The organism is Nostoc sp. DSM 114160, from assembly GCF_053470305.1.
Map to the genome: position 1 here is coordinate 3,174,316 of NZ_JBPFGO010000001.1, position 19,196 is coordinate 3,193,511.

General features: G+C 43.1%; 17 protein-coding genes. 10 read left to right on the forward strand and 7 right to left on the reverse strand.

What is annotated here, in order from left to right; all coding sequences use genetic code 11:
* Positions 1-184 precede the first annotated feature (184 nt).
* Positions 185-1,549 (forward strand): AAA family ATPase, encoded by a 1,365-nt coding sequence (locus NSTCB13_RS14010; protein WP_448272742.1) that lies wholly within the window; start codon positions 185-187, stop codon positions 1,547-1,549.
* Positions 1,549-2,280, forward strand: a complete 732-nt coding sequence (locus NSTCB13_RS14015) for a ParB N-terminal domain-containing protein (protein ID WP_448272743.1) — start codon at positions 1,549-1,551, stop codon at positions 2,278-2,280. The genes NSTCB13_RS14010 and NSTCB13_RS14015 overlap by 1 nt, the downstream gene beginning before the upstream one ends.
* Positions 2,281-2,414: 134 nt before the next feature.
* On the opposite strand, the gene NSTCB13_RS14020 is transcribed toward NSTCB13_RS14015, so the two are convergent.
* The 3 genes from NSTCB13_RS14020 to NSTCB13_RS14030 form a co-directional block, all read right to left on the reverse strand.
* On the reverse strand, positions 2,415-3,362 hold the full coding sequence (locus NSTCB13_RS14020; protein WP_448272744.1) for a glycosyltransferase family 2 protein: 948 nt from the start codon (positions 3,360-3,362) through the stop codon (positions 2,415-2,417).
* Between the two features lie 65 nt (positions 3,363-3,427).
* Positions 3,428-4,456, reverse strand: coding sequence for an Npun_R2821/Npun_R2822 family protein (locus tag NSTCB13_RS14025; protein WP_448272745.1), 1,029 nt, complete (start codon positions 4,454-4,456; stop codon positions 3,428-3,430).
* Positions 4,457-4,825: 369 nt separating this feature from the next.
* Positions 4,826-5,206: a hypothetical protein gene (locus NSTCB13_RS14030; RefSeq protein ID WP_448272746.1), complete on the reverse strand. Its 381-nt coding sequence runs from the start codon at positions 5,204-5,206 to the stop codon at positions 4,826-4,828.
* 473 nt (positions 5,207-5,679) lie between these two features.
* On the opposite strand from NSTCB13_RS14030, the gene NSTCB13_RS14035 reads away from it, so the two are divergent.
* Together NSTCB13_RS14035 and NSTCB13_RS14040 are read left to right on the forward strand one after the other, a co-directional pair.
* Positions 5,680-7,167 carry a DHA2 family efflux MFS transporter permease subunit gene (locus NSTCB13_RS14035; RefSeq protein ID WP_448272747.1) on the forward strand — a complete coding sequence of 496 codons (1,488 nt, stop codon included), beginning with the start codon at positions 5,680-5,682 and terminating at the stop codon, positions 7,165-7,167.
* Between the two features lie 128 nt (positions 7,168-7,295).
* Positions 7,296-8,045 carry an SDR family NAD(P)-dependent oxidoreductase gene (locus tag NSTCB13_RS14040; protein ID WP_334700088.1) on the forward strand — a complete coding sequence of 250 codons (750 nt, stop codon included), beginning with the start codon at positions 7,296-7,298 and terminating at the stop codon, positions 8,043-8,045.
* 289 nt (positions 8,046-8,334) lie between these two features.
* On the opposite strand, the gene NSTCB13_RS14045 is transcribed toward NSTCB13_RS14040, so the two are convergent.
* The 3 genes from NSTCB13_RS14045 to NSTCB13_RS14055 all read right to left on the reverse strand — a co-directional run bounded on the left by NSTCB13_RS14045 (position 8,335) and on the right by NSTCB13_RS14055 (position 10,218).
* On the reverse strand, positions 8,335-8,805 hold the full coding sequence (locus NSTCB13_RS14045; RefSeq protein ID WP_448272748.1) for a sugar-binding domain-containing protein: 471 nt from the start codon (positions 8,803-8,805) through the stop codon (positions 8,335-8,337).
* Positions 8,741-9,316, reverse strand: a complete 576-nt coding sequence (locus NSTCB13_RS14050) for a sugar-binding domain-containing protein (protein WP_448272749.1) — start codon at positions 9,314-9,316, stop codon at positions 8,741-8,743. The genes NSTCB13_RS14045 and NSTCB13_RS14050 overlap by 65 nt, the downstream gene beginning before the upstream one ends.
* A 101-nt stretch (positions 9,317-9,417) precedes the next feature.
* On the reverse strand, positions 9,418-10,218 hold the full coding sequence (locus tag NSTCB13_RS14055) for an SDR family NAD(P)-dependent oxidoreductase (protein WP_445628028.1): 801 nt from the start codon (positions 10,216-10,218) through the stop codon (positions 9,418-9,420).
* 148 nt (positions 10,219-10,366) lie between these two features.
* Between NSTCB13_RS14055 and NSTCB13_RS14060 the strand changes: the two genes are divergently transcribed.
* The 6 genes from NSTCB13_RS14060 to xylB all read left to right on the forward strand — a co-directional run bounded on the left by NSTCB13_RS14060 (position 10,367) and on the right by xylB (position 18,354).
* On the forward strand, positions 10,367-11,713 hold the full coding sequence (locus tag NSTCB13_RS14060; protein WP_448272750.1) for an ABC transporter substrate-binding protein: 1,347 nt from the start codon (positions 10,367-10,369) through the stop codon (positions 11,711-11,713).
* Positions 11,714-11,824: 111 nt separating this feature from the next.
* On the forward strand, positions 11,825-12,748 hold the full coding sequence (locus NSTCB13_RS14065; protein WP_322692251.1) for a carbohydrate ABC transporter permease: 924 nt from the start codon (positions 11,825-11,827) through the stop codon (positions 12,746-12,748).
* Between the two features lies 1 nt (position 12,749).
* Positions 12,750-13,571 (forward strand): carbohydrate ABC transporter permease, encoded by an 822-nt coding sequence (locus NSTCB13_RS14070; protein WP_448272751.1) that lies wholly within the window; start codon positions 12,750-12,752, stop codon positions 13,569-13,571.
* A gap of 129 nt (positions 13,572-13,700) precedes the next feature.
* On the forward strand, positions 13,701-14,858 hold the full coding sequence (locus NSTCB13_RS14075; protein WP_448272752.1) for an ABC transporter ATP-binding protein: 1,158 nt from the start codon (positions 13,701-13,703) through the stop codon (positions 14,856-14,858).
* Positions 14,806-16,314 carry a mannitol dehydrogenase family protein gene (locus NSTCB13_RS14080; protein WP_448272753.1) on the forward strand — a complete coding sequence of 503 codons (1,509 nt, stop codon included), beginning with the start codon at positions 14,806-14,808 and terminating at the stop codon, positions 16,312-16,314. The genes NSTCB13_RS14075 and NSTCB13_RS14080 overlap by 53 nt, the downstream gene beginning before the upstream one ends.
* Before the next feature lie 573 nt (positions 16,315-16,887).
* Entirely contained in the window at positions 16,888-18,354 is a 1,467-nt protein-coding gene (xylB, locus tag NSTCB13_RS14085) for a xylulokinase (protein ID WP_448272754.1), read from the forward strand.
* 11 nt (positions 18,355-18,365) lie between these two features.
* Here the strand turns inward: xylB and NSTCB13_RS14090 are convergent, their stop codons facing one another.
* Positions 18,366-19,145: a class I SAM-dependent methyltransferase gene (locus NSTCB13_RS14090; protein WP_448272755.1), complete on the reverse strand. Its 780-nt coding sequence runs from the start codon at positions 19,143-19,145 to the stop codon at positions 18,366-18,368.
* Between the last annotated feature and the right edge of the window lie 51 nt (positions 19,146-19,196).

The window sequence follows — 19,196 nt, forward strand, 5'->3', positions numbered from 1 at the left end:
ATTAATTTTGAATATAGCTAACTCTCAAAATTGGTTATTGTATCAGCAAAAGTACTAATTTTATCATGATTATTTATGTTTTTCTCAGTGATTTCTATCACTCAACATCATTAAGGCTATGCCATAATCTAGCAAATATCAGGTTTTGTCCCAAGTCCAATAATTATTTAGAGGTAGAAAAATATTGCCTTTTAATCCTGAGCTATGCCGTAACGAAAGCGAAGTTGAAAGCAAACTCATAGTGCAATATTTGCTACCACAGCTAGGTTATACTCCTGACACCTGGCATCAAGAGGTTGCCATTGGTAGCATCCGTTTAGATTTTTTAGCATTTGCTGCACAAGTGATTCCCTTTGTCTTGGATGCCAACTCACCGCTAAGTGTTGTTATGGAGGCAAAGCATCCCAAACAAAACTTAAATCATCATGTTCCTCGACTCAGGCATTATTTAACCAGCTTGAATGTCAGGTATGGATTGTTGACTAATGGCAAAGAGATTAGAATTTATCAAAAATTACAGACTGATATTCAGTTAATATTTCAATGTTCTGGGAAAGAAGTTGAAATTAAGTTAGATCAGATTAAAAGTTTAATTGGTAGAGAGAGTCTAAAAGAAAGACAGTTAGTAGATATATCCGAAGCTCAAATAACTGAAAATAATTCCAAATTTGAAACCAAAAGGAAACATTCAATGAAAACAATCGCGGTTTACCATAATAAAGGTGGCGTTGGTAAGACAACAACTGTAGTTAATTTAGCTGCTGCTATTAGGAAGAAAGGAAAAAGAGTTCTAGTTATTGATTTAGATAGCCAAGCTAACACTACATTTGCTACTGGTTTGGTTAAATTTGATGATGAAGAGTTTGATGATATAAAAGATTCTAATATTTTTCATGTATTACAATCAGAAGATTTTTATCCTATTGCAGAAGTAGCCAGAAAATCTAATTTTAGTAATCCAGAAATTTATGTAGTTCCTGCACACATTGATTTGATAAAACTAGAAACGGAACTGAATGCACTTGATTATAGTAGGTTGATACTAATTGAAAAGCTAGAGAAAGTAAAAGATCAATATGATGTTGTGTTAATAGATACACCACCTTCTTTAAACCTATATGCCAAAATTGCGTTAATAGCTACAGATTTTCTTATTATTCCATCGGATCTAAAACCTTTCGCTAACCAAGGATTAACAAATGTTAAAGAATTTATAAAAACTATTAATGGATTTAGAAAACAAATCAGAAAACCACCGATTGAAATCATAGGAGTTCTAGCCTGTAAAATATCAACAAATGCGAAGTTTGTGCAATCAACTTTAAAAAATCGTCTAGAAAAGATTTATATTCGATATGGCATCAATGTGATGAATGCTGTAATTTATGAAAGAGAAGATTTAGCAAAATGCGCTGAAAGAATTCAGGTTGTTGGAGATATTGAAATAGCTGACCCAATATCAGTGTTAGATTTTAAACCAGACTCAACTTCGGCACATGAATTTGAGTTATTAGCAATAGAAGTTTTACAAAAAATAGGGCTGTCTTAATGAAATTAGCTACATCACTTGTTGCTGTAAAAAAAATTACTTCAAGCAAACTTCGTTCAATTTTCACAGATGATAAACTAGAACAGGCTGCTCGATTAATTTTAGACTCTGAGGGCGTTATTAATCCTATAGTTGTTCGTAGAACAAGTCTGCAATCATACGAGGTAGTCGATGGAGACTTTGAGTATTATGCTGCTGTTAGAGCTAGAGAGATAGATCCTCGTAAGGGCGAAATGATTGGAGTATTTATCATTGAGTCTGAAAATGAAGAGATTTTAACAAAGCAAGTTGAATTATTTAGACAGCAAAAAGCTGATTCTTCAGATAAAACATTTTTCAACTTCCAAGACATGGAACAATTTTTAATAAATTTGGAATCACGTTTTGAAAAGATAACAAACCAAATATTAGAGCAAGCAACTGGTAATGCAAAGTTAGAAAATGAAGTCAAAGAGCTTAAAAAGCAGATGGTTGATAAGACTGAACCAATAGAAGTTTTTAAAACGCTTAGTCAAGTTAAAATTGTCTCCAAATTACGAAATGCTGGTTTTAATCAAAAAAAAGCTTCCCAGATAGCGGAAGCAGTAGAAAATGAACGTAATAAAGAACAGTTTAAATCATTGAATGATGTCGTGGAAAGAGTTAAAATTCCACATGGTAAAAAGATGATCAAAGGTATAAGTATTAAAAAAATGCTTGAAATAGTTGATCAGTGGTCAGCTAGTAGTTAGTAGGTTGGGTTGAGGAACGAAACCCAACAATTAACGCCTAATGTTGGGTTGAGGAACGAAACCCAACCTACACAGCTACACAGTTTTTCTAGATGAGATAATAAGTCAATTGCACAATATCTTAATGTCAATGCCTAACTTTGCATTTGTCGCAGTGCATTAAACGCCTTACCTCGCAACCCAATCGGTAACAACGATAAACCTAAACCAGTCCAAGCTTTAGCAGTCGAAAAAGACTGTCCCGCCAAAACTAGCTCTCTGCCTTTTTGCGTTTCACCCTTTTCAATTAAACGCAAACCTAATAATAATTGCGTTTCAGTTAAACGATTTTTCCTGACTTTCTCTAATTTTTCAGACTCAAACTTATAACTTTCTAAATACTGGATTTTATCAAATAAATAAGGAATGGCTCGATTGATACCCTGCTGCTCTGCATGAGAGCGATATTCCATCAATAATTCTGGTAAGTAATAGCCCTTTTTTCCAGCCAAAGCCAGACGTACAAATAAATCATTATCCTCACAATTTTGCAGATTTGGCTGCATATATCCTAATTCTTGCAAGGTTTTACGGCGAAATAATGTTGCCCCAACTTGAAAGCTTTGCTGAATAAATACAACTTCTAACAAATTATTTACAACACCTGCGGGTAAATTCTTCCTACCCCAGCGCTGAGAATTTTCTTGAGTTTTTATCTCATCCCGCACATTGTTAATATCAATGATCCAATGGTCTGTACCAACAAAATCAATGCTAGAATCTTGAGTAAGAATAGCTGCTGTATTTGCGAGAAAATCGGGTGTTAGCCGGTCGTCATCATCAAATTTAATAAAATATTCGCCACTGGCAGCATCAAAGCCAGAGCGCATATTATTACTTTTACCAATATTTTGCTGATGACGGATATATTTTATCCGATTGTCTGTGTATTGTGACATCAATTCGGGTGTGCGATCGCTAGAACCGTCATCACAAATAATTAGCTCAAAGTCTTGCTCAGACTGATTGAGTACACTGTCAATTGCGAAAGGCAGTAAATTAACTCGATTAAACGTGGGAATGGAAACACTAACTTTAGGCATTTTTGCAAGATGAGAGTGGACATTGCTCACTAACTAAAGGCTTAATGAGCAAGGCTGGGCAAAAGCTAAGTGTAAGAAATAGTTTGATTAATTTTATTCCAAACTTTTTTGATAAATCGATTGCTTCTAGCCGCTATGGTGGGTGGCTTTAATTGCTTTGGTTTTTGCTCTGGTTGCTTCAGAAAGCGATAGTGCAAAAATTCATTTTTGTAACGAATATCAACATCTTCACCTTTACACAAGCGGGCAAATCCAATAGCAGAATAGCCCATATAGTGAAGGCGATGAATTGGTTTTAATCCCTGTTGGTTGTAAAGAACATTATCAATATTCACAAATGGATTTGCATTAGCACAGTTACCAGTTCTATCTTCACCATTAGGACTGAGTGTAAAGTTAAATAGTGGTCGAGCAATTCTAAAAGTCATGTAACTAAATAAATCTGCGTCACACCACCAAGCGATTTCGTTAATCAATTCAACTTCTTTATCTTCTATCAATCGCTTTTTGAGTATTTTTAATTCTTCAGCGCCTAAAATACCCTTTTTTGAACCAAAAAAACTAGAACAGTGGATTTCTCGTCTGATTTCAGATTCAGGCAAAGACATTTTTTGTTCTAACTTCGGCAAGTCGAAAGCTGCAACTGAAGTTTGTTTTGTGTGTTCCCAGTCATCAAACACAAAGTCGTATTGGTCTAGTTTCTCTAAAACCTTATCCAACTTATTCATTGCCAAACTATCAGCATCATAAAATACAAATCTTTCAAACTCACCATCAAAAGCACACATTTTTCGGATTAAATTATTTTTTTTATTCCATTCGATAGAAGGTTTATTTTTTCGACTATTTCTGGGATAAGCGTTCCAAACTTGAACGGCAAAATCCTCCCATTTTTTGATTGAGCTTTTATTGTCAAACAAGGTGACATTCGGTCGAGAATCTATCTCCTGTTTAACTCGTTTTAAGCGATCGTCATAGGGAATAATACAAATCGGAATATCTGGACTAACATTTACTTCAATGCTGTTTAGCAAAGCTACTAGTTGGTCAAATACCACGTCATTAGCCAGTGTGTAAATCCCAAAATTATCCATTGTAGTAAATTATTTTGATTTTTGATTTACCGAATAAAGCCAATTCTCTGTGAAGCTGCACATCATTTAGATCCCTCTCAACCCTCCCGAACTCACGGGAAGCGCCGCAGGTAGTAGGGTTATTTCTACACATCTTTATACAGAATTGGTCTAACGCGAATAATGCGATCGCTATTTTTTGACCGATTATTCTCAAATAATAATATACACATTTTCAACTTGATGCTGAATAAGCAGGAAGCTATTTTGGTTACGGATGATACTAAACATTACCCTCCTATTTAAAAATGCCTAAAACTCTAGCTGTTAAACAATTGCCTCCTAGAGAATAATCTCAGCAACCCGGCGGTTCCCACACCCCAAGCACCATTAACCAATAAACCTGTCACTATTCCCACAAGTTTCCAGCCGCCAGCGATGGGTTGACCCCTTGAGTGGTGCAACCACAAACCAAGCTACTAACGTCGGAGCAATTGCACCAAAGACTAAAGCTGCTAACCAATAGTTTTTATCGTGTCGAAAACGAGGTGCAATTACTACCAAAATCAGTCCCCAAATGCCTCCCCAGAAAGCATTTGACCAAATTTGTGGGATTCCTAATGGTTGTGTCGGTGCAGTTGAATAAGGGGCGCGGGGTGTAAAATTTACTGCATGTAGCAGCGCCAACATACCTTGATGAAATAGCAAAACAGACACAAAGCCTGCAATAAATCCTAAAGTAAATCGAGATAAGGCAGCTTTTTGAGTCATTGCTTATACAACAAAAAGGTACTTGTTTGCAGTTGCAGATGTAACTTTAATAATTGACATTTCCCATTTTCTATTCTCCATTTTCTTTAGAGCTTGCTTCTGAGAGTTGTCTATGATAGTTTGCTAACTAGTCAAAATACAGTAACTCTATCAAATTACCGTACTTTGTTGAACACTATCGTTGATATAGCCGAAGGAGTGCAGAGTTAAGAGTACTTAAGTACTTTACCAAATATATGACAAGTGGAAAAGCCAATCTTGCCGATTGGGAAGTAGATACCTGTGTTGGGGAAAGGTTAAAGGGTAAGGGAAAATTTTAGACCTTTACCCTTTACCCCTTAACCTTTTCCCTACTTCTGCAAGAACTGACGTTAAACTTAGTTTCCTGAACTTGGTAGCGAGGATAGCACCCTACAATGAATATACGTATGCAAACTATTCACAACCGTAAAGTCAAAGGTGGAGGCTAAACATTGGCACAATTCCAAGCAGAACCTCTGGCTTTATCAAGCTCTCAAAAAAATTGGGTCTTACTCGGTGTCGGACTTGGGGTATTCATGTCTACCCTGGATGTGGGCATCATTAATGTTGCTTTGCCCACATTAGTGCAAGCCTTTGGCACTAGTTTTCCTACCACCCAATGGGCTGTATTGAGTTACCAGTTGGTCAGTTCTGGTTTAGTTTTGGGAGCAACCCGCTTGGGGGATATGTGGGGTAAGAAGTCCTTATACCAAGGGGGACTAGTTCTGTTCACTTTCAGTTCGCTGTTGTGTGGTTTTGCACCTAGTATCGAGTGGTTGATCGCCTTTCGGGCGCTTCAAGGATTAGGTGCTGTGTTCATTTCTGGGCTTGGTTTAGCAATTATCACAGAAGTTTTTCCCTCCTCCGAGCGAGGTCGGGCTGTTGGCATCATCGGTAGTGTAGTGTCACTAGGAATTGCTTTTGGCCCCTCTGCTGGCGGATTGCTTTTAAACTGGTCAGGCTGGCATAGTATATTCTTCATCAATGTACCCTTGGGGATTATCGCTAGTTTCTTAATAGCTCGTGTAGTGCCACCTTCTGCACGGATTGAGGGCAAACAGAAATTTGACTTTTTGGGAGCCATATTGGCTTTATTGACTCTGGGTAGTTTTGGGCTGGGTATGACGCTAGGACAGAGCCAGGGCTTTGGCAGTACTAATGCATTAGTATTATTAGCGATCGCTACCGTAAGTTTGATTACATTTTTGGTAGTTGAAGCGATTCTAAAGCAGCCACTACTAGAGCTAAAGCTGTTTCGCAATCTTCAGTTGAGTATGGGTTTGCTAAGTGGCTGGTTAGCATTCATTGTTATTGGCGGTTCGCTACTGATCGTCCCTTTCTTTCTAGAGAGCGTCAAGCATTATCCAACGGTAAAAGTAGGGCTATTACTAGCCGTATCGCCTGTACTGAGTGGGTTAATTGCCCCACTGGCTGGAATACTTTCAGACCGCTTTGGCGCTCGACTAATCAGTTCAATTGGGCTGGGGTTGATGATTGGCGGCTGTCTGGGGATTAGTACCTTTGACGCTCAAATTACAGAACTAGGCTATGTATCGCGCTATTTTATTTACGGCATTGGTCTAGGTTTATTTCAATCGCCCAACAACAGCACTGTTATGGGATCGGTACCGAGGGAACGGCTAGGGATTGCTTCTGGGCTTTTGTCTTTGTCACGTACATCAGGGAACACCGTAGGAGTTTCTCTAATTGGGGCAATATTTGGAGCCTTAATCGGTAGCATATCTGGCGGTGCAGATGTCTCTGTTGCCCCTGCTGATGCGATCGTTGCAGGGTTCCAAGGAACTTTTCGCTTTGCAGCCCTAATACTGTGTGGGGCGGCTGTTGCATCTGTTTTGAGGATCGGTAAGAGGTGGGTAGGGGAGCAGGGGAGCAGGGAGATGAGGGAGACAAGGGGACAAGGGAGACAAGGAGATAAATAAAACTCCTAACTTCTAACTCCTAACTCTTAACTCTTAACTCAGCACGGGCTAAACGCCCCGCTATCGCTAACAGCACTGTTTTGCGCAATGCCCAATATTCAATTATCAATTACTAAGGAGTTAAAGAAATGACAGGTAAATTAGAAGGAAAAGTGGCAATTATCACTGGTGCTTCTGCGGGAATTGGAGAAGCAACTGCGATCGCTTTGGCTTCAGTTGGAGCTACAGTTGTACTCGCTGCTAGGCGTGGCGATCGCATTCAGGCATTAGCAGAACGCATCGAAGCTAGTGGTGGCAAGGCATTGCCTATTGTCACTGATGTGACTGATGAAACCCAGGTAAATAACTTGGTGGCAAAGGCCAATGCAGAATTGGGAAGAGTCGATATCCTTGTGAATAATGCCGGGATTGCCTTATTAGGCACGATTGAAGCGGGAAATAGCTCAGATTGGCGGCGATCGTTTGACCTCAACGTATTGGGACTGCTATATGCGACTCATGCTGTTTTGCCTCTGTTGAAAGCACAAAAATCTGGGCATATAGTCAATATCTCGTCAGTGGCAGGCCGGACAGCACGGGCGGGTGTTGGTGTTTACAATGCTACCAAATGGGGTGTTAATGCTCTCTCGGAAGCATTGCGTCAAGAAGTCCACAAAGACAACATCCGCGTCACCATTATTGAACCTGGGTTGGTGGATACGGAAATTGACAGCCAAATTACCGATCCCGTTGCCAAACAACGGATCGAAGAACGACGCAAGTCAATTCAACCTCTGCAAAGCGAAGACATTGCTGCTGCGATCGTTTACGCCCTTACGCAACCACCACGCGTTAATGTCAACGAAATCCTCATCCGACCAACGGGACAAGAACATTAACATAATTTGTAATTCGTAATACTTCGGCTACCTCAGTACAAGTTTGTAATTCGTAATTAAAGACTGTTACGTAAGGGGATTTAGAACCAGATGTTTCTTGAGTCTATCTTACCTATACGAGGAAGAAAGCTACCTATAGCGTCTCGTAGGGAACTACTGAAAAAAGCGCCATGTATAGGTATAGATAGACTTAGCTTCTTTGTTTGGGGGAAGAGGAATTAAACCCAAAAATTACGAATTACGAATTAGGAACTTAACACTGAGCATAAATTATCTCACTTAGTATTTACTAAATTTTAGAAAGAATCGCTTGGGCAGCAGCTTCATCGGTAATCAATCCTGTAATTAACTTGCCATGCAGAGCAGCCAAAATTGCCTCTGCCTTTCTCACACCACCCGCCACTCCAATAATCAGTCGATGAGCGGGTTGTTCGAGGGCTACACTGGCAACCCGGCTGTTTGTCCCTTGTTGCAGTAATACTCCACGATCGCTATAAGCCCAACCTGCTATTTCTCCGACTGCTCCCAGTTCAATCAATTCAGCCACCTCATCGTCATTGATGAAGCCGTCTTGATGTAACGGAGCATTCCAGGCAATGTGACTAATTCCAACAAAGGTTACTTTGGCTTGCTCTGCAAGAGTTTTGACAGCGACAAACGATCGCTGAGTCTGCAAGAGTTCTCGTTCTTCGACACTAGTCGCAACAACGGGAGTCGGCACTGGGTAAGCTTGGGAACCGACGCGATCGGATAAATGCATAACCACTTCGTGACGACCCTGCACGCCCAGAATGAGACATATTGCCAATAATTGACACAATTTTATGCTGGGGTTGGTTCATTGAGGGGATCTGCTCCACCATTGTTCGCAATGTGCGACCTGATGACAACGCTAGTATGGTAGGGGTTTTAGCCATCAGGTAAGCCTCTAGGTGGGTGGCAGCACATACACCAATTCCGTATAATGTATCACCACTACCTGCGTCAGTTGGTACTACTTCACAAAGTGACAGAGCAAAGCGATCGCGTAACGACTCAGCCAGAGCAATGCATTCACTCAGGGGATGATCTAGTCGAAATTTAATCAATTTTTCACTGACAGCCAGTGCTACTAAGCGTTGTGCAGCTTGCCGGGATACATTGAGCTTGGCAGCAATTTCTTCTTGCGTATTGCCGACGATGTAATAGAGCCAAGCAGCATGAGCAGCCAAGTCTAATTTGCGCGCCCGAAGGGGGGTGGCATCGCGCCGCTCTAAAAAAGGTTGTCCCATATACTACCTGCAAAAACTATGTACCTATCAAAGGTATGATTGCATTATTTAGACTATATGCCCAAAGAAATAATCTTTGCTCAATTATTTTTAAATTTCTATTATCCCCCAGTCACCTCTAAGTTAAACCCAGTAATGTAGCTTGCCTCTTCACTCATCAAAAACGCTACCCCATTTGCCACCTCTTCCAGGCTTCCTAAACGCCGCATTGGTACTGAATTAATCATCTGTTGCTCAACCATCTTGGGATCGGCATCAAAGTACTGCGATCCTACTGCTGCTTGCAATTCAGTTTGCCGCGTCCACATAAAACCAGGGCCAATCAACGCAGGCGAGAGTGCATTTACCCGAATGCTGTAAGGTGCTAAGTCTTTTGCTGCCGTTTGAGTAATTCCAATGACAGCAAACTTAGAAGCGGCATAAGCCAACATATTTGGTGGCCCAACCACCCCTGCATAACTCGCCATGTTGACAATCGCACCTCCACCTGCATCGCGTAATTGTTGTGCAGCCGCCTTGAGAATATGGAAAACGCCGACGACGTTGATATTAATGACCTTTTGAAAGTCGTCTTCAGGATATTCGTTAGTCTTGGCAAACACTCCTTGATAACCCGCATTATTAAATACATAGTCGATGCGCCCAAGCTGCTCTACAGCAGCAGTAAAGGCTTTAGCAACATCATCACTAGATGTAACATCACAGCGAAACGTGCCGACTGGAACGTTGTAACCTTTTAGTTCCGCAGCGACATCTGTCATCTTCGGTTCATTCAAATCTAGCAGGGCTATTCCTGCGCCATTAGCAGCAAAACGGTGTGCAGTTGCTTTGCCAATATCTCCTGCACCGCCCGTAATTAGGATGGTCTTACCTGCAAACTGATAAGTTGCTTTTGCCGTCATAGATTCAACCTCTTATTGAAGAATTGTTGCAAATGCCCACGATCAAAATCAGATTGGTATGATTTCTATTATTGAGCTTTTGCCCAAAATTAGAGCATAAAATCAAAAATTTATTTTGTTCGGTTTTTTACTTTAAAGGAGTTATGCGATGCGTATTCGCCGCTTCGCGAAAGTGCTAGCTGCATTTCTCGCTGGAGTAATGCTGGTGCATCTGCTATATGCTTGCTCACCGCGCTCCCAAGCCGCAGAGAAAACTAAACTAACGATCGCCACTGTAAATAATGGCGACATGGTGGTGATGCAAGGGCTTTCTCGCAAATTTGAAGAAGCTAATCCTGATATTCAACTCCGGTGGGTTGTGCTGGAAGAAAATGTGTTGCGTCAACGCACAACTACAGATGTTGCAAGCCAAGGTGGGCAGTTTGATGTCATGACCATTGGTTCCTATGAAACGCCAATCTGGGCGAGGCGGGATTGGTTAAGACCCTTGGATCTAGGCGGAAATTATGACGTAAACGATTTGCTCAAACCCATACGAGAAGGGCTTTCCAATAACGGCAAACTCTATGCCGTACCATTCTATGGGGAAAGTTCCATGCTGTACTACCGCAAAGACTTGTTTGAAAAAGCTGGGATTGCGGTTCCTCAACAGCCAACTTATCCCCAAATGAGAGAATGGGCAAGCAAAATCCACGATCCAGCGCATGGGGTTTATGGTGTTTGCCTGCGCGGAAAACCTGGTTGGGGTGAAAACATCGCATTTGTTTCCACATTGGTTAATACCTATGGTGGACAGTGGTTTGATATGAAGTGGCAACCAACGATCGATACTCCACCTTGGAAAGAGGCGATCGCCTTTTATGTCGATCTGCTTAACAAATATGGGCCGCCAGGAGCCAGTTCCAATGGATTTAATGAGAATTTAGCATTATTCTCAACGGGTAAATGCGGTATGTGGGTAGATGCAACCGTTGCTGCCGGGTTATTATCCAATCCCAAAGAATCCCAAGTGTATAACAAAGTTGGCTTTGCTCGTGCGCCAATTGAAAAATATCCTAACGGCTCAAATTGGCTTTGGGCTTGGGCGTTAGCGGTTCCAAAAACCTCAAAATCACCCGAAGCCGCGCAAAAATTCGTTGCTTGGGCAACATCAAAGGAATACATTCAACTGGTTGCCAAGGAAAATGGCTGGGTTGCTGTACCACCAGGGACTCGGACTTCCACTTATGAGAATCCCAACTATCGAAAAGCTGCACCCTTTGCAGAAATCGTGCTGGCAGCGATCCAATCTGCCGATGTTACCCGTCCATCCGCACAACCAACTCCGTATAAAGGAGTTCAATACGTTGATATTCCAGAATTTCAAGCGATCGGTTCTTCCGTTGGGCAAACCTTGGCGGCGGCATTGACCAATCGAACTTCGGTAGATCGAGCTTTGCAGCAATCCCAGAAATCAACTGAACGCTTCATGAAACACACGGGTTATATCGAGTGAAATGGGGCATGGGGCATTGAGCATTGGGCATGGGTAAAAAGAGCCAATGCTCAACTACAAAACATTCAGAATCCAAAATCTAAAATCTAAAATCTAAAATTCCTTTAGGTTATGTCTTCTTCATTAGCAGTAAAACCTCAACACGAAACGCCACCACCCACCAAGCAACGAACTACGCGGCAAGTATCAACCTTACCTCTGGTTGCGCCTTCAGTCGTTCTCCTACTGCTGTGGATGATTGTGCCTCTGGTGATGACCGTATGGTTTTCCTTTCAGCGTTATAACTTGCTGAATCCAGATGCACGTAAATTCATCGGGATTGAAAATTTCACTTTCATCCTCAGTGACTCAGCTTTATGGACATCGATCGCTATCACAATAGTTTTAGTTGTTTCCGTTTTAGCAATCACAATTGGTCTAGGGACACTCCTAGCAGTACTATTTGACCAAGACTTTTATGGTCGTGGAGTGGCGCGGGTACTAGCAATCTCTCCATTTTTCGTGATGCCCACAGTTAGCGCCCTGATCTGGAAAAATATGCTGATGCATCCAGTGAATGGGCTATTTGCTCAAATTACCAGAGGTTTGGGTTTAGGGGCGATCGATTGGTTTGCTAGCGTTCCATTACTTGCCATTATTATTATTGTGTCCTGGGAATGGCTGCCCTTTGCTTTGCTGATTTTATTGACTGCAATTCAGTCACTCGATCGCGATCAGTTAGAAGCGGCGCGGATGGATGGTGCAAATGCGATCGCTCTATTTCGTTTCGTCATGCTACCGCATTTAAGCCGCGCCATTTCTGTGGTTGCCATGATTGAGACAATTTTCTTCCTGACTATCTTTGCTGAAATCTTTGTTACCACAGGCGGTGGGCCGGGACTTGCAACTACTAACCTTGCCTATTACATCTTCTTAAAAGCCTTGCTGGAATTCGATGTCGGCGGTGCTTCAGCCGGTGGATTAATTGCCGTAATCCTTGCCAACATCGTGGCAATCTTTTTGATGCGTAGTGTTGCTCGTAATTTGGATACTTAACATGGCACGTAAAACCTCGAAGATTTGGCTATGGACATTGCTCGGCTGGCTTGCCGCTTGCATATTGTTTTTTCCAATTTTCTGGATGTTTATCACCAGTTTCAAAACGGAAGTAGCGGCAGTTTCAACTCCCCCGCAGTTATTTTTCCGTCCGACATTGGAGAATTATATTGCCATCCAAGACCGGGCAAATTATTTCAATTATGCGTTTAATAGCGTAGCGATTTCCCTTGGCTCGACTATAGTCGCGCTGCTGCTTGCCGTACCTGCCGCCTACGCAATGGCATTCTTCCCAACCAAACGCACCAAGGGAACTTTACTTTGGATGCTGTCCACCAAAATGCTGCCACCCGTTGGTGTGCTAGTACCAATCTACATTTTGTGCCGCAACGCCGGATTACTAGATACTCGCATCGGTTTGATTATCATTTATACCCTGATTAATTTGCCAATCGTCGTCTGGATGATTTACAGCTTCTTCAAAGAAGTTCCTAAAGAAATTCTCGAAGCCGATCGCATGGATGGAGCAAGCACACAGCAAGAACTTGTGCATGTGTTGTTGCCATTAGCAGTACCCGGAATTGCCTCCACAGCCTTGCTTTCGATTATTTTGTCATGGAACGAAGCATTTTGGAGCTTGAACTTGACAACGGCAGATGCCGCCCCACTCACAGCCTTTATTGCTTCATTTTCCAGCCCTCAAGGATTATTTTGGGCAAAACTTTCGGCAGCATCAACACTAGCGATCGCACCCATCCTCATCTTCGGTTGGCTGAGTCAACGGCAATTAGTCCGGGGTCTGACCTTCGGTGCTGTGAAATAAACTCTCTGTGTTCTCTGCGTCTCTGTGGTTCGTAATTTATTTCTTGTAAATCCTAAATAACACAGAAGTTCTTAAACCATAATCCTCTCTACACAATAAAAAACTTAAACCCATTAATGGAAACACCTTATGTCAACAGTTGCTTTAAGAAATATCCATAAAACCTACGCTGACACAGAGATCATCAAAGGCATCGATCTCGACGTGGGCGATCGCGAATTTGTGGTCTTCGTCGGCCCCTCCGGCTGTGGGAAATCAACTTTACTCCGCATGATTGCTGGACTAGAAGAAATTTCCTCCGGCGATTTACTTATTGATGGACAAAAAGTCAATGATGTGCCACCGGATAAACGTGGTTTAGCAATGGTGTTTCAAACTTATGCCTTATATCCTCACATGACAGTGGCAGAAAATATGGCCTTTAGCCTCCGACTTGCGGGTATGCAGAAAGCCCAGCGTTATGAAAGAGCGCGTGAAGTCGCTCGTATCCTGCAACTGGAGCCACTTTTGAACCGGAAGCCCAAAGAACTATCAGGAGGACAACGCCAAAGGGTAGCGATCGGTCGTGCTTTGGTGCGTAATCCCAAAGTATTTTTGTTTGATGAGCCACTGTCCAACCTGGATGCTTCATTGCGGGTGCAAATGCGGATTGAGCTTGCCAGTTTACACGACAGCCTGCAAGCCACGATGATTTATGTTACCCACGATCAAGTTGAGGCAATGACCCTTGCCGACAAAATTGTGGTGTTACAGGGCGGCATCATCGAACAAATGGGTTCTCCTCTGGAACTCTACCACCATCCCCGCAATCTATTCGTCGCCGGATTTATTGGTTCGCCAAAAATGAACTTTATTTCGGTGACAGTTTCAGCCGTCAATGACTCTGGGGCAACAGTTAGACTCCCTGGTGACGCAACCGTAACAATTCCGGTGAAGCCCAAAACCCTGTCAGTTGGGGATAGAGCAACATTAGGGATTCGTCCCGAACATCTGCGGCTCGATCGCAATAACCCAAGCGTGAATGGTGAAGTATTAGTCGTAGAACGATTAGGCGGAGAAACCTTTCTCTACATCAAGATTGCAGGTGGCGAAACTATAGTCGTGCAAACAGACGGAGATAATCCAGCCATTATGCATGATTACGTTCCGATTTACATTAATGGTGAGCTTTGCCATTTGTTCGATCGCGACGGTGAAGCCATCCCCAAAGTTCATCGTCACCACCTAACCCAAAATGAATCCCATGAACAGCAATATCAGCACAGGATCGGCAATCAAGCTGAATGAAGCATCTTTGTCTCATTTAGGAAATAACATTCGCGTACCCAATTACGATCGCCACCAAATCACTAACGGTATTGTCCATATCGGTGTGGGTGGGTTCCATCGCGCACATCAGGCATTATACCTGGATAATTACTTTCATCAAAATCCCGGTAGTGAATGGGGAATCTGCGGGGTTGGGCTACTGGAATTCGACAAACGAATGCGGGATGCACTGAACTCTCAAGATTGTTTGTATACCTTAGTTGAAAGATCCCCAGAAGGCGATCGCGCTCGTGCGATTGGAGCAATTACAAAATATCTGTTTGCCCCAGATAATCGCCAAGCAGTAATTGACACTTTAGCAGACCCCAAATGCCGCATCGTTACCCTCACCATTACCGAAGGCGGTTACTACTATATTGAAGGTAGCGGTGAATTCGATGCCAATCACCCGACAATCCAGTACGATTTGCAGCATCCTGATGAACCAATAGGAGTATATGGCTTTTTGACAGCAGCCCTTGATCGCCGCCGTCAACAGGGAATCGCACCATTTACCGTGTTGTCCTGCGACAATCTCCAAGGTAACGGTAACATTGCCCGCAAAATGTTAACCGCATTTGCCCAAATGCAGAACCCAAAATTGGGAAGTTGGGTTGCCGAACAGGTAGCTTTTCCCAACTGCATGGTCGATCGCATTACTCCCGCCACCACACCAGCAGATATCAAAATGGTGGCGGAACAGTTTAACATTGATGATGCCTTTCCAGTTGTTGCCGAACCGTTTCTTCAGTGGGTAGTCGAAGACAATTTCAGCGCGGGTAGACCTGATTGGGAATCAGTTGGCGTTCAGATGACGAGTGATGTTCATCCCTATGAGATGATGAAAATCCGGCTGCTCAACGCCAGTCACTTGTTAATTGGCTATCTTGGCTCCTTGGCTGGCTACACTTACGTTCATGAAGTTATGGCAGATCGATTAATTCGGCAAGCCGTCGATAATTTGATGGCAGAAGTTACGCCCACACTTCAACCCGTACCTGGAATTGATTTAGATAGTTATAAAAAGACCTTAATTGAACGCTTTGCCAATCCTAAAATTCGAGATCAACTGCCGCGTCTTTGCCTGAATAGCTCCGCTAAAATGCCAAAATTTATTCTCGGCTCAGTGCGTGACGCGCTGCATCAAGGAGGGGCAATTGATTACATGAGCCTAACGGTTGCTGCTTGGTTCCGTTACCTCAACGGACAGGATGACCGAGGGAATCCCATTCCCATTGATGACCCAATAGCAGGTACTCTAACTCAACTAGCTCATTCCAGTGACAGCGATGCCAAACCATTGCTCAATTTAACTGAGATTTTTGGCGATTTGTCCCAATCACCGCTTTTTGTTGATGCAGTTACGAACCATTTACGCAGGTTGTATGAGTTTGGAGCTAAAGAAACATTAGTTAAATTATTACAGAAAACTTAACCAGAGAGTGGAAGCTGTAACATTTGAAGGCGGAAGTTTAATTTCCGCCTTCTAACCTTGAAAATTTTGAGGGGCAATTAATATCATGTTCGCTTGATTACTTATTAAACACGAAGAACCCCACCCCTAATCCCCTTCCCTTGCAAAGGCTACTGTGTACACACAAGAATTTTAAAGTTGCTACGTAACGCCGGGTGGATTAATTTTTGCAGGTCGATGCAATTAAGTTGCAAGTCAATGCAATTAAGTTGCAAGTCGATGCAATTAAGTTGCAAGTCAATGCAATTAAGTTGTAGGGTCAATGCAATTAAGTTGCAAGTCGATGCAATTAAGTTGCAAGTCGATGCAATAGAGTTGCAAGTCAATGCAATTAAGTTGCAGGTCAAAAGAATTGTGTGTACACCATAGCTTTGCTAAGGAGAGGGGAGACAAAGCGTAGCTTTGGCGGGGTGGGGTGCAATGACTGTAGGAAGCATAACACCAATTCTCCAAAATAAGGCAACAGATGTAAATCATGAAAGTCTTGCGCCCATTGCGAATTGCGAATTGGTATAACTATTATCCGAACTTGATATGACTGACATCGTAATTGGCTTAGACTTGGGTACAGGAGGAGTACGAGCGATCGCAGTTGACCTCCAAGGGCAAATTATCGCTCAAGCAACCAAAAGCTATCCCCTATTAACTCCACAACCTGGCTGGACGGAACAGAACTCATCGGATTGGGTGGAAGCGAGTTTGGATGCTCTCTTCGATGTTACTCAACAGCTAAACGGATATCGGGCGATCGCCCTCGGTTTATCTGGACAAATGCATGGTATGGTTCCTCTCGATGCGGATGGTAAAGCAATTAGACCAGCAATTTTATGGAACGATCAGCGCACTGGTAAAGCTGTTGCTGAGATTGAAGCCGCTATTCCCCGACAGGAGTTGATCCAGCGCACTGGAAATCCGGCAATTACAGGATTTCAACTGCCGAAGCTCTTATGGTTGCGGACTGAAGATCCACTTGCATACACTCGGTTATGGCAGATTCTTTTGCCCAAAGATTATCTGGGATATGTGCTAACTGGCAAAGTAGTAACGGAACCATCTGATGCTTCTGGTGTCGGCTGTCTAAATCTGGCAAATCGGCAATGGGATACAGATATTCTCCATGCTCTTAATATTAATCCAGCGTTATTCCCTCCGGTAATCGAATCTACCGCGATCGCTGGACGACTCAAATCAGAAATAGCCGCGCGCGTGGGATTACCTGTAGGATTACCTGTGGTCGCAGGCGGAGGTGATAATGCCGCAGCAGCAATTGGTTTGGGTATCTCATCAAGCAACCTGAGTCGGGGTAGTTTGAGTATCGGCACATCCGGAGTAATCTTTGCACCATGCGATCGCCCAATTCCCGATGCCGAAGGTCGGGTACATTTGTTCTGCCATGTGGATGGCGGCTATCATCTGCTGGGGGTGACGTTAGCAGCAGGTGGTTCTCTGCGTTGGTATCGAGATACATTTGCACCGCATATATCTTACACCGAACTGATGGATATAGCAGAGCGATCGCACCCTGGGGCGCGTGGTGTGCTATTTCTACCCCACCTTGCAGGAGAACGCAGTCCCCACCTCGATCCAGATACTCGCGGTGCTTTGGTAAATTTGTCATTAGCTCATACACAAGCAGATATAATTCGTGCTGTGCTGGAAGGGGTTGCATTTAGCTTGCGGTCAGCATTGGAGGTAATTAGTGCGATCGCTCCCCTCGATCAACTCTTAGCAACGGGTGGAGGCGCACGTTCTCACATCTGGTTACGAATTTTGGCAGATGTTTTGCAAACAAAACTCATTGCACCCAAAGCTGAGGAAGGAGCTGCTTACGGAGCAGCTATTTTGGCAATGGTAGGGATTGGTGTTTACCCCAATTTAGCAACTGCACTCAAGATTTTCCCGCAGGATAGTAATGTAGTACAGCCACAGGCAAATCTTTTGTACGAAGCAGGTTTTAACCGCTACAAGCTACTTTACGATACCTTGAAAGCTGTGCGTTGAGCATTAACCGCCTATTTCCGGGCAACAGCCATGATGTGAGCGCTCATCCCTAACATAGAGGGTTCGGTTTCTAACCAGCGAATCGCTTCTAAAAGGCGATCGCGGCGACCTTGCTCATTCCAGTGTTCTTGAAAGTTTTGTAGTAACCAGCCCGGCCCTTCAATCGCTAAAATCTTTTCAGAATGTAAACCCGCTTCTTCAACCTCTGCTCTGAGTTCTTCTGGATGATGAAAGAAGGTTTTTGTAAAGTAGCGAGGATGGTTGTTTGGGTTGCGGTGTTGACCATCAATCAAATCCTGTTTAACAATCTCTACAAACTCTGGATCGTCTAAATGTCCGCCAAATAATCCATCTAAGGTTGAAGCAAAGCGAGAAACTCCCGCAGCAAAAACAAAACCTCCAGTTTTTAAGATCCGATGAGCTTCACGTAAAGCAATAATCCGATCTGTGCGCTCAGTCAGATGATACAAAGGCCCAAGTAAGAGAACAGCATCAACGCTATTATCCGCCCGATTGAGTTGCCGAGCGTCTCCAACAGCCAAACTAGCTAGAGGAGATTCCGGTTGAGCTTGAGACAAATGTCGGGCTTGCTCTATGTGCAAAGGAACTGCATCAATGAGATGGACTTCATAGCCTTGTTGAGCAAGCCAAAAAGAATAGACGCCAGCACCACCGCCAACATCGAAAATCACTGCGGGAGGAGGCGGTAGGTAGCGGCTAATAAGTTCTTGGCTTCGGGCTAATTCCAGCAGACCCTGCACCTTTTGATAACCGATCTTGCTCTTGACCACTCGCGTAATGGATTAACGCTTCATCTCCAAGCAGATTGTTTAATTCAGATA

What these genes read in the sequence shown, in the direction of transcription:
- NSTCB13_RS14020 (WP_448272744.1), bottom strand. Translation starts at nt 3,362, where the DNA reads ATGCCTAAAGTTAGTGTTTCCATTCCCACGTTTAATCGAGTTAATTTA.
- NSTCB13_RS14045 (WP_448272748.1), bottom strand. Translation starts at nt 8,805, where the DNA reads ATGCATTTATCCGATCGCGTCGGTTCCCAAGCTTACCCAGTGCCGACT.
- NSTCB13_RS14030 (WP_448272746.1), bottom strand. Translation starts at nt 5,206, where the DNA reads ATGACTCAAAAAGCTGCCTTATCTCGATTTACTTTAGGATTTATTGCA.
- NSTCB13_RS14070 (WP_448272751.1), top strand. Translation starts at nt 12,750, where the DNA reads ATGGCACGTAAAACCTCGAAGATTTGGCTATGGACATTGCTCGGCTGG.
- NSTCB13_RS14055 (WP_445628028.1), bottom strand. Translation starts at nt 10,218, where the DNA reads ATGACGGCAAAAGCAACTTATCAGTTTGCAGGTAAGACCATCCTAATT.
- NSTCB13_RS14050 (WP_448272749.1), bottom strand. Translation starts at nt 9,316, where the DNA reads ATGGGACAACCTTTTTTAGAGCGGCGCGATGCCACCCCCCTTCGGGCG.
- NSTCB13_RS14065 (WP_322692251.1), top strand. Translation starts at nt 11,825, where the DNA reads ATGTCTTCTTCATTAGCAGTAAAACCTCAACACGAAACGCCACCACCC.
- NSTCB13_RS14040 (WP_334700088.1), top strand. Translation starts at nt 7,296, where the DNA reads ATGACAGGTAAATTAGAAGGAAAAGTGGCAATTATCACTGGTGCTTCT.
- NSTCB13_RS14025 (WP_448272745.1), bottom strand. Translation starts at nt 4,456, where the DNA reads ATGGATAATTTTGGGATTTACACACTGGCTAATGACGTGGTATTTGAC.
- NSTCB13_RS14015 (WP_448272743.1), top strand. Translation starts at nt 1,549, where the DNA reads ATGAAATTAGCTACATCACTTGTTGCTGTAAAAAAAATTACTTCAAGC.
- NSTCB13_RS14075 (WP_448272752.1), top strand. Translation starts at nt 13,701, where the DNA reads ATGTCAACAGTTGCTTTAAGAAATATCCATAAAACCTACGCTGACACA.
- NSTCB13_RS14060 (WP_448272750.1), top strand. Translation starts at nt 10,367, where the DNA reads ATGCGTATTCGCCGCTTCGCGAAAGTGCTAGCTGCATTTCTCGCTGGA.
- NSTCB13_RS14080 (WP_448272753.1), top strand. Translation starts at nt 14,806, where the DNA reads ATGAATCCCATGAACAGCAATATCAGCACAGGATCGGCAATCAAGCTG.
- xylB (WP_448272754.1), top strand. Translation starts at nt 16,888, where the DNA reads ATGACTGACATCGTAATTGGCTTAGACTTGGGTACAGGAGGAGTACGA.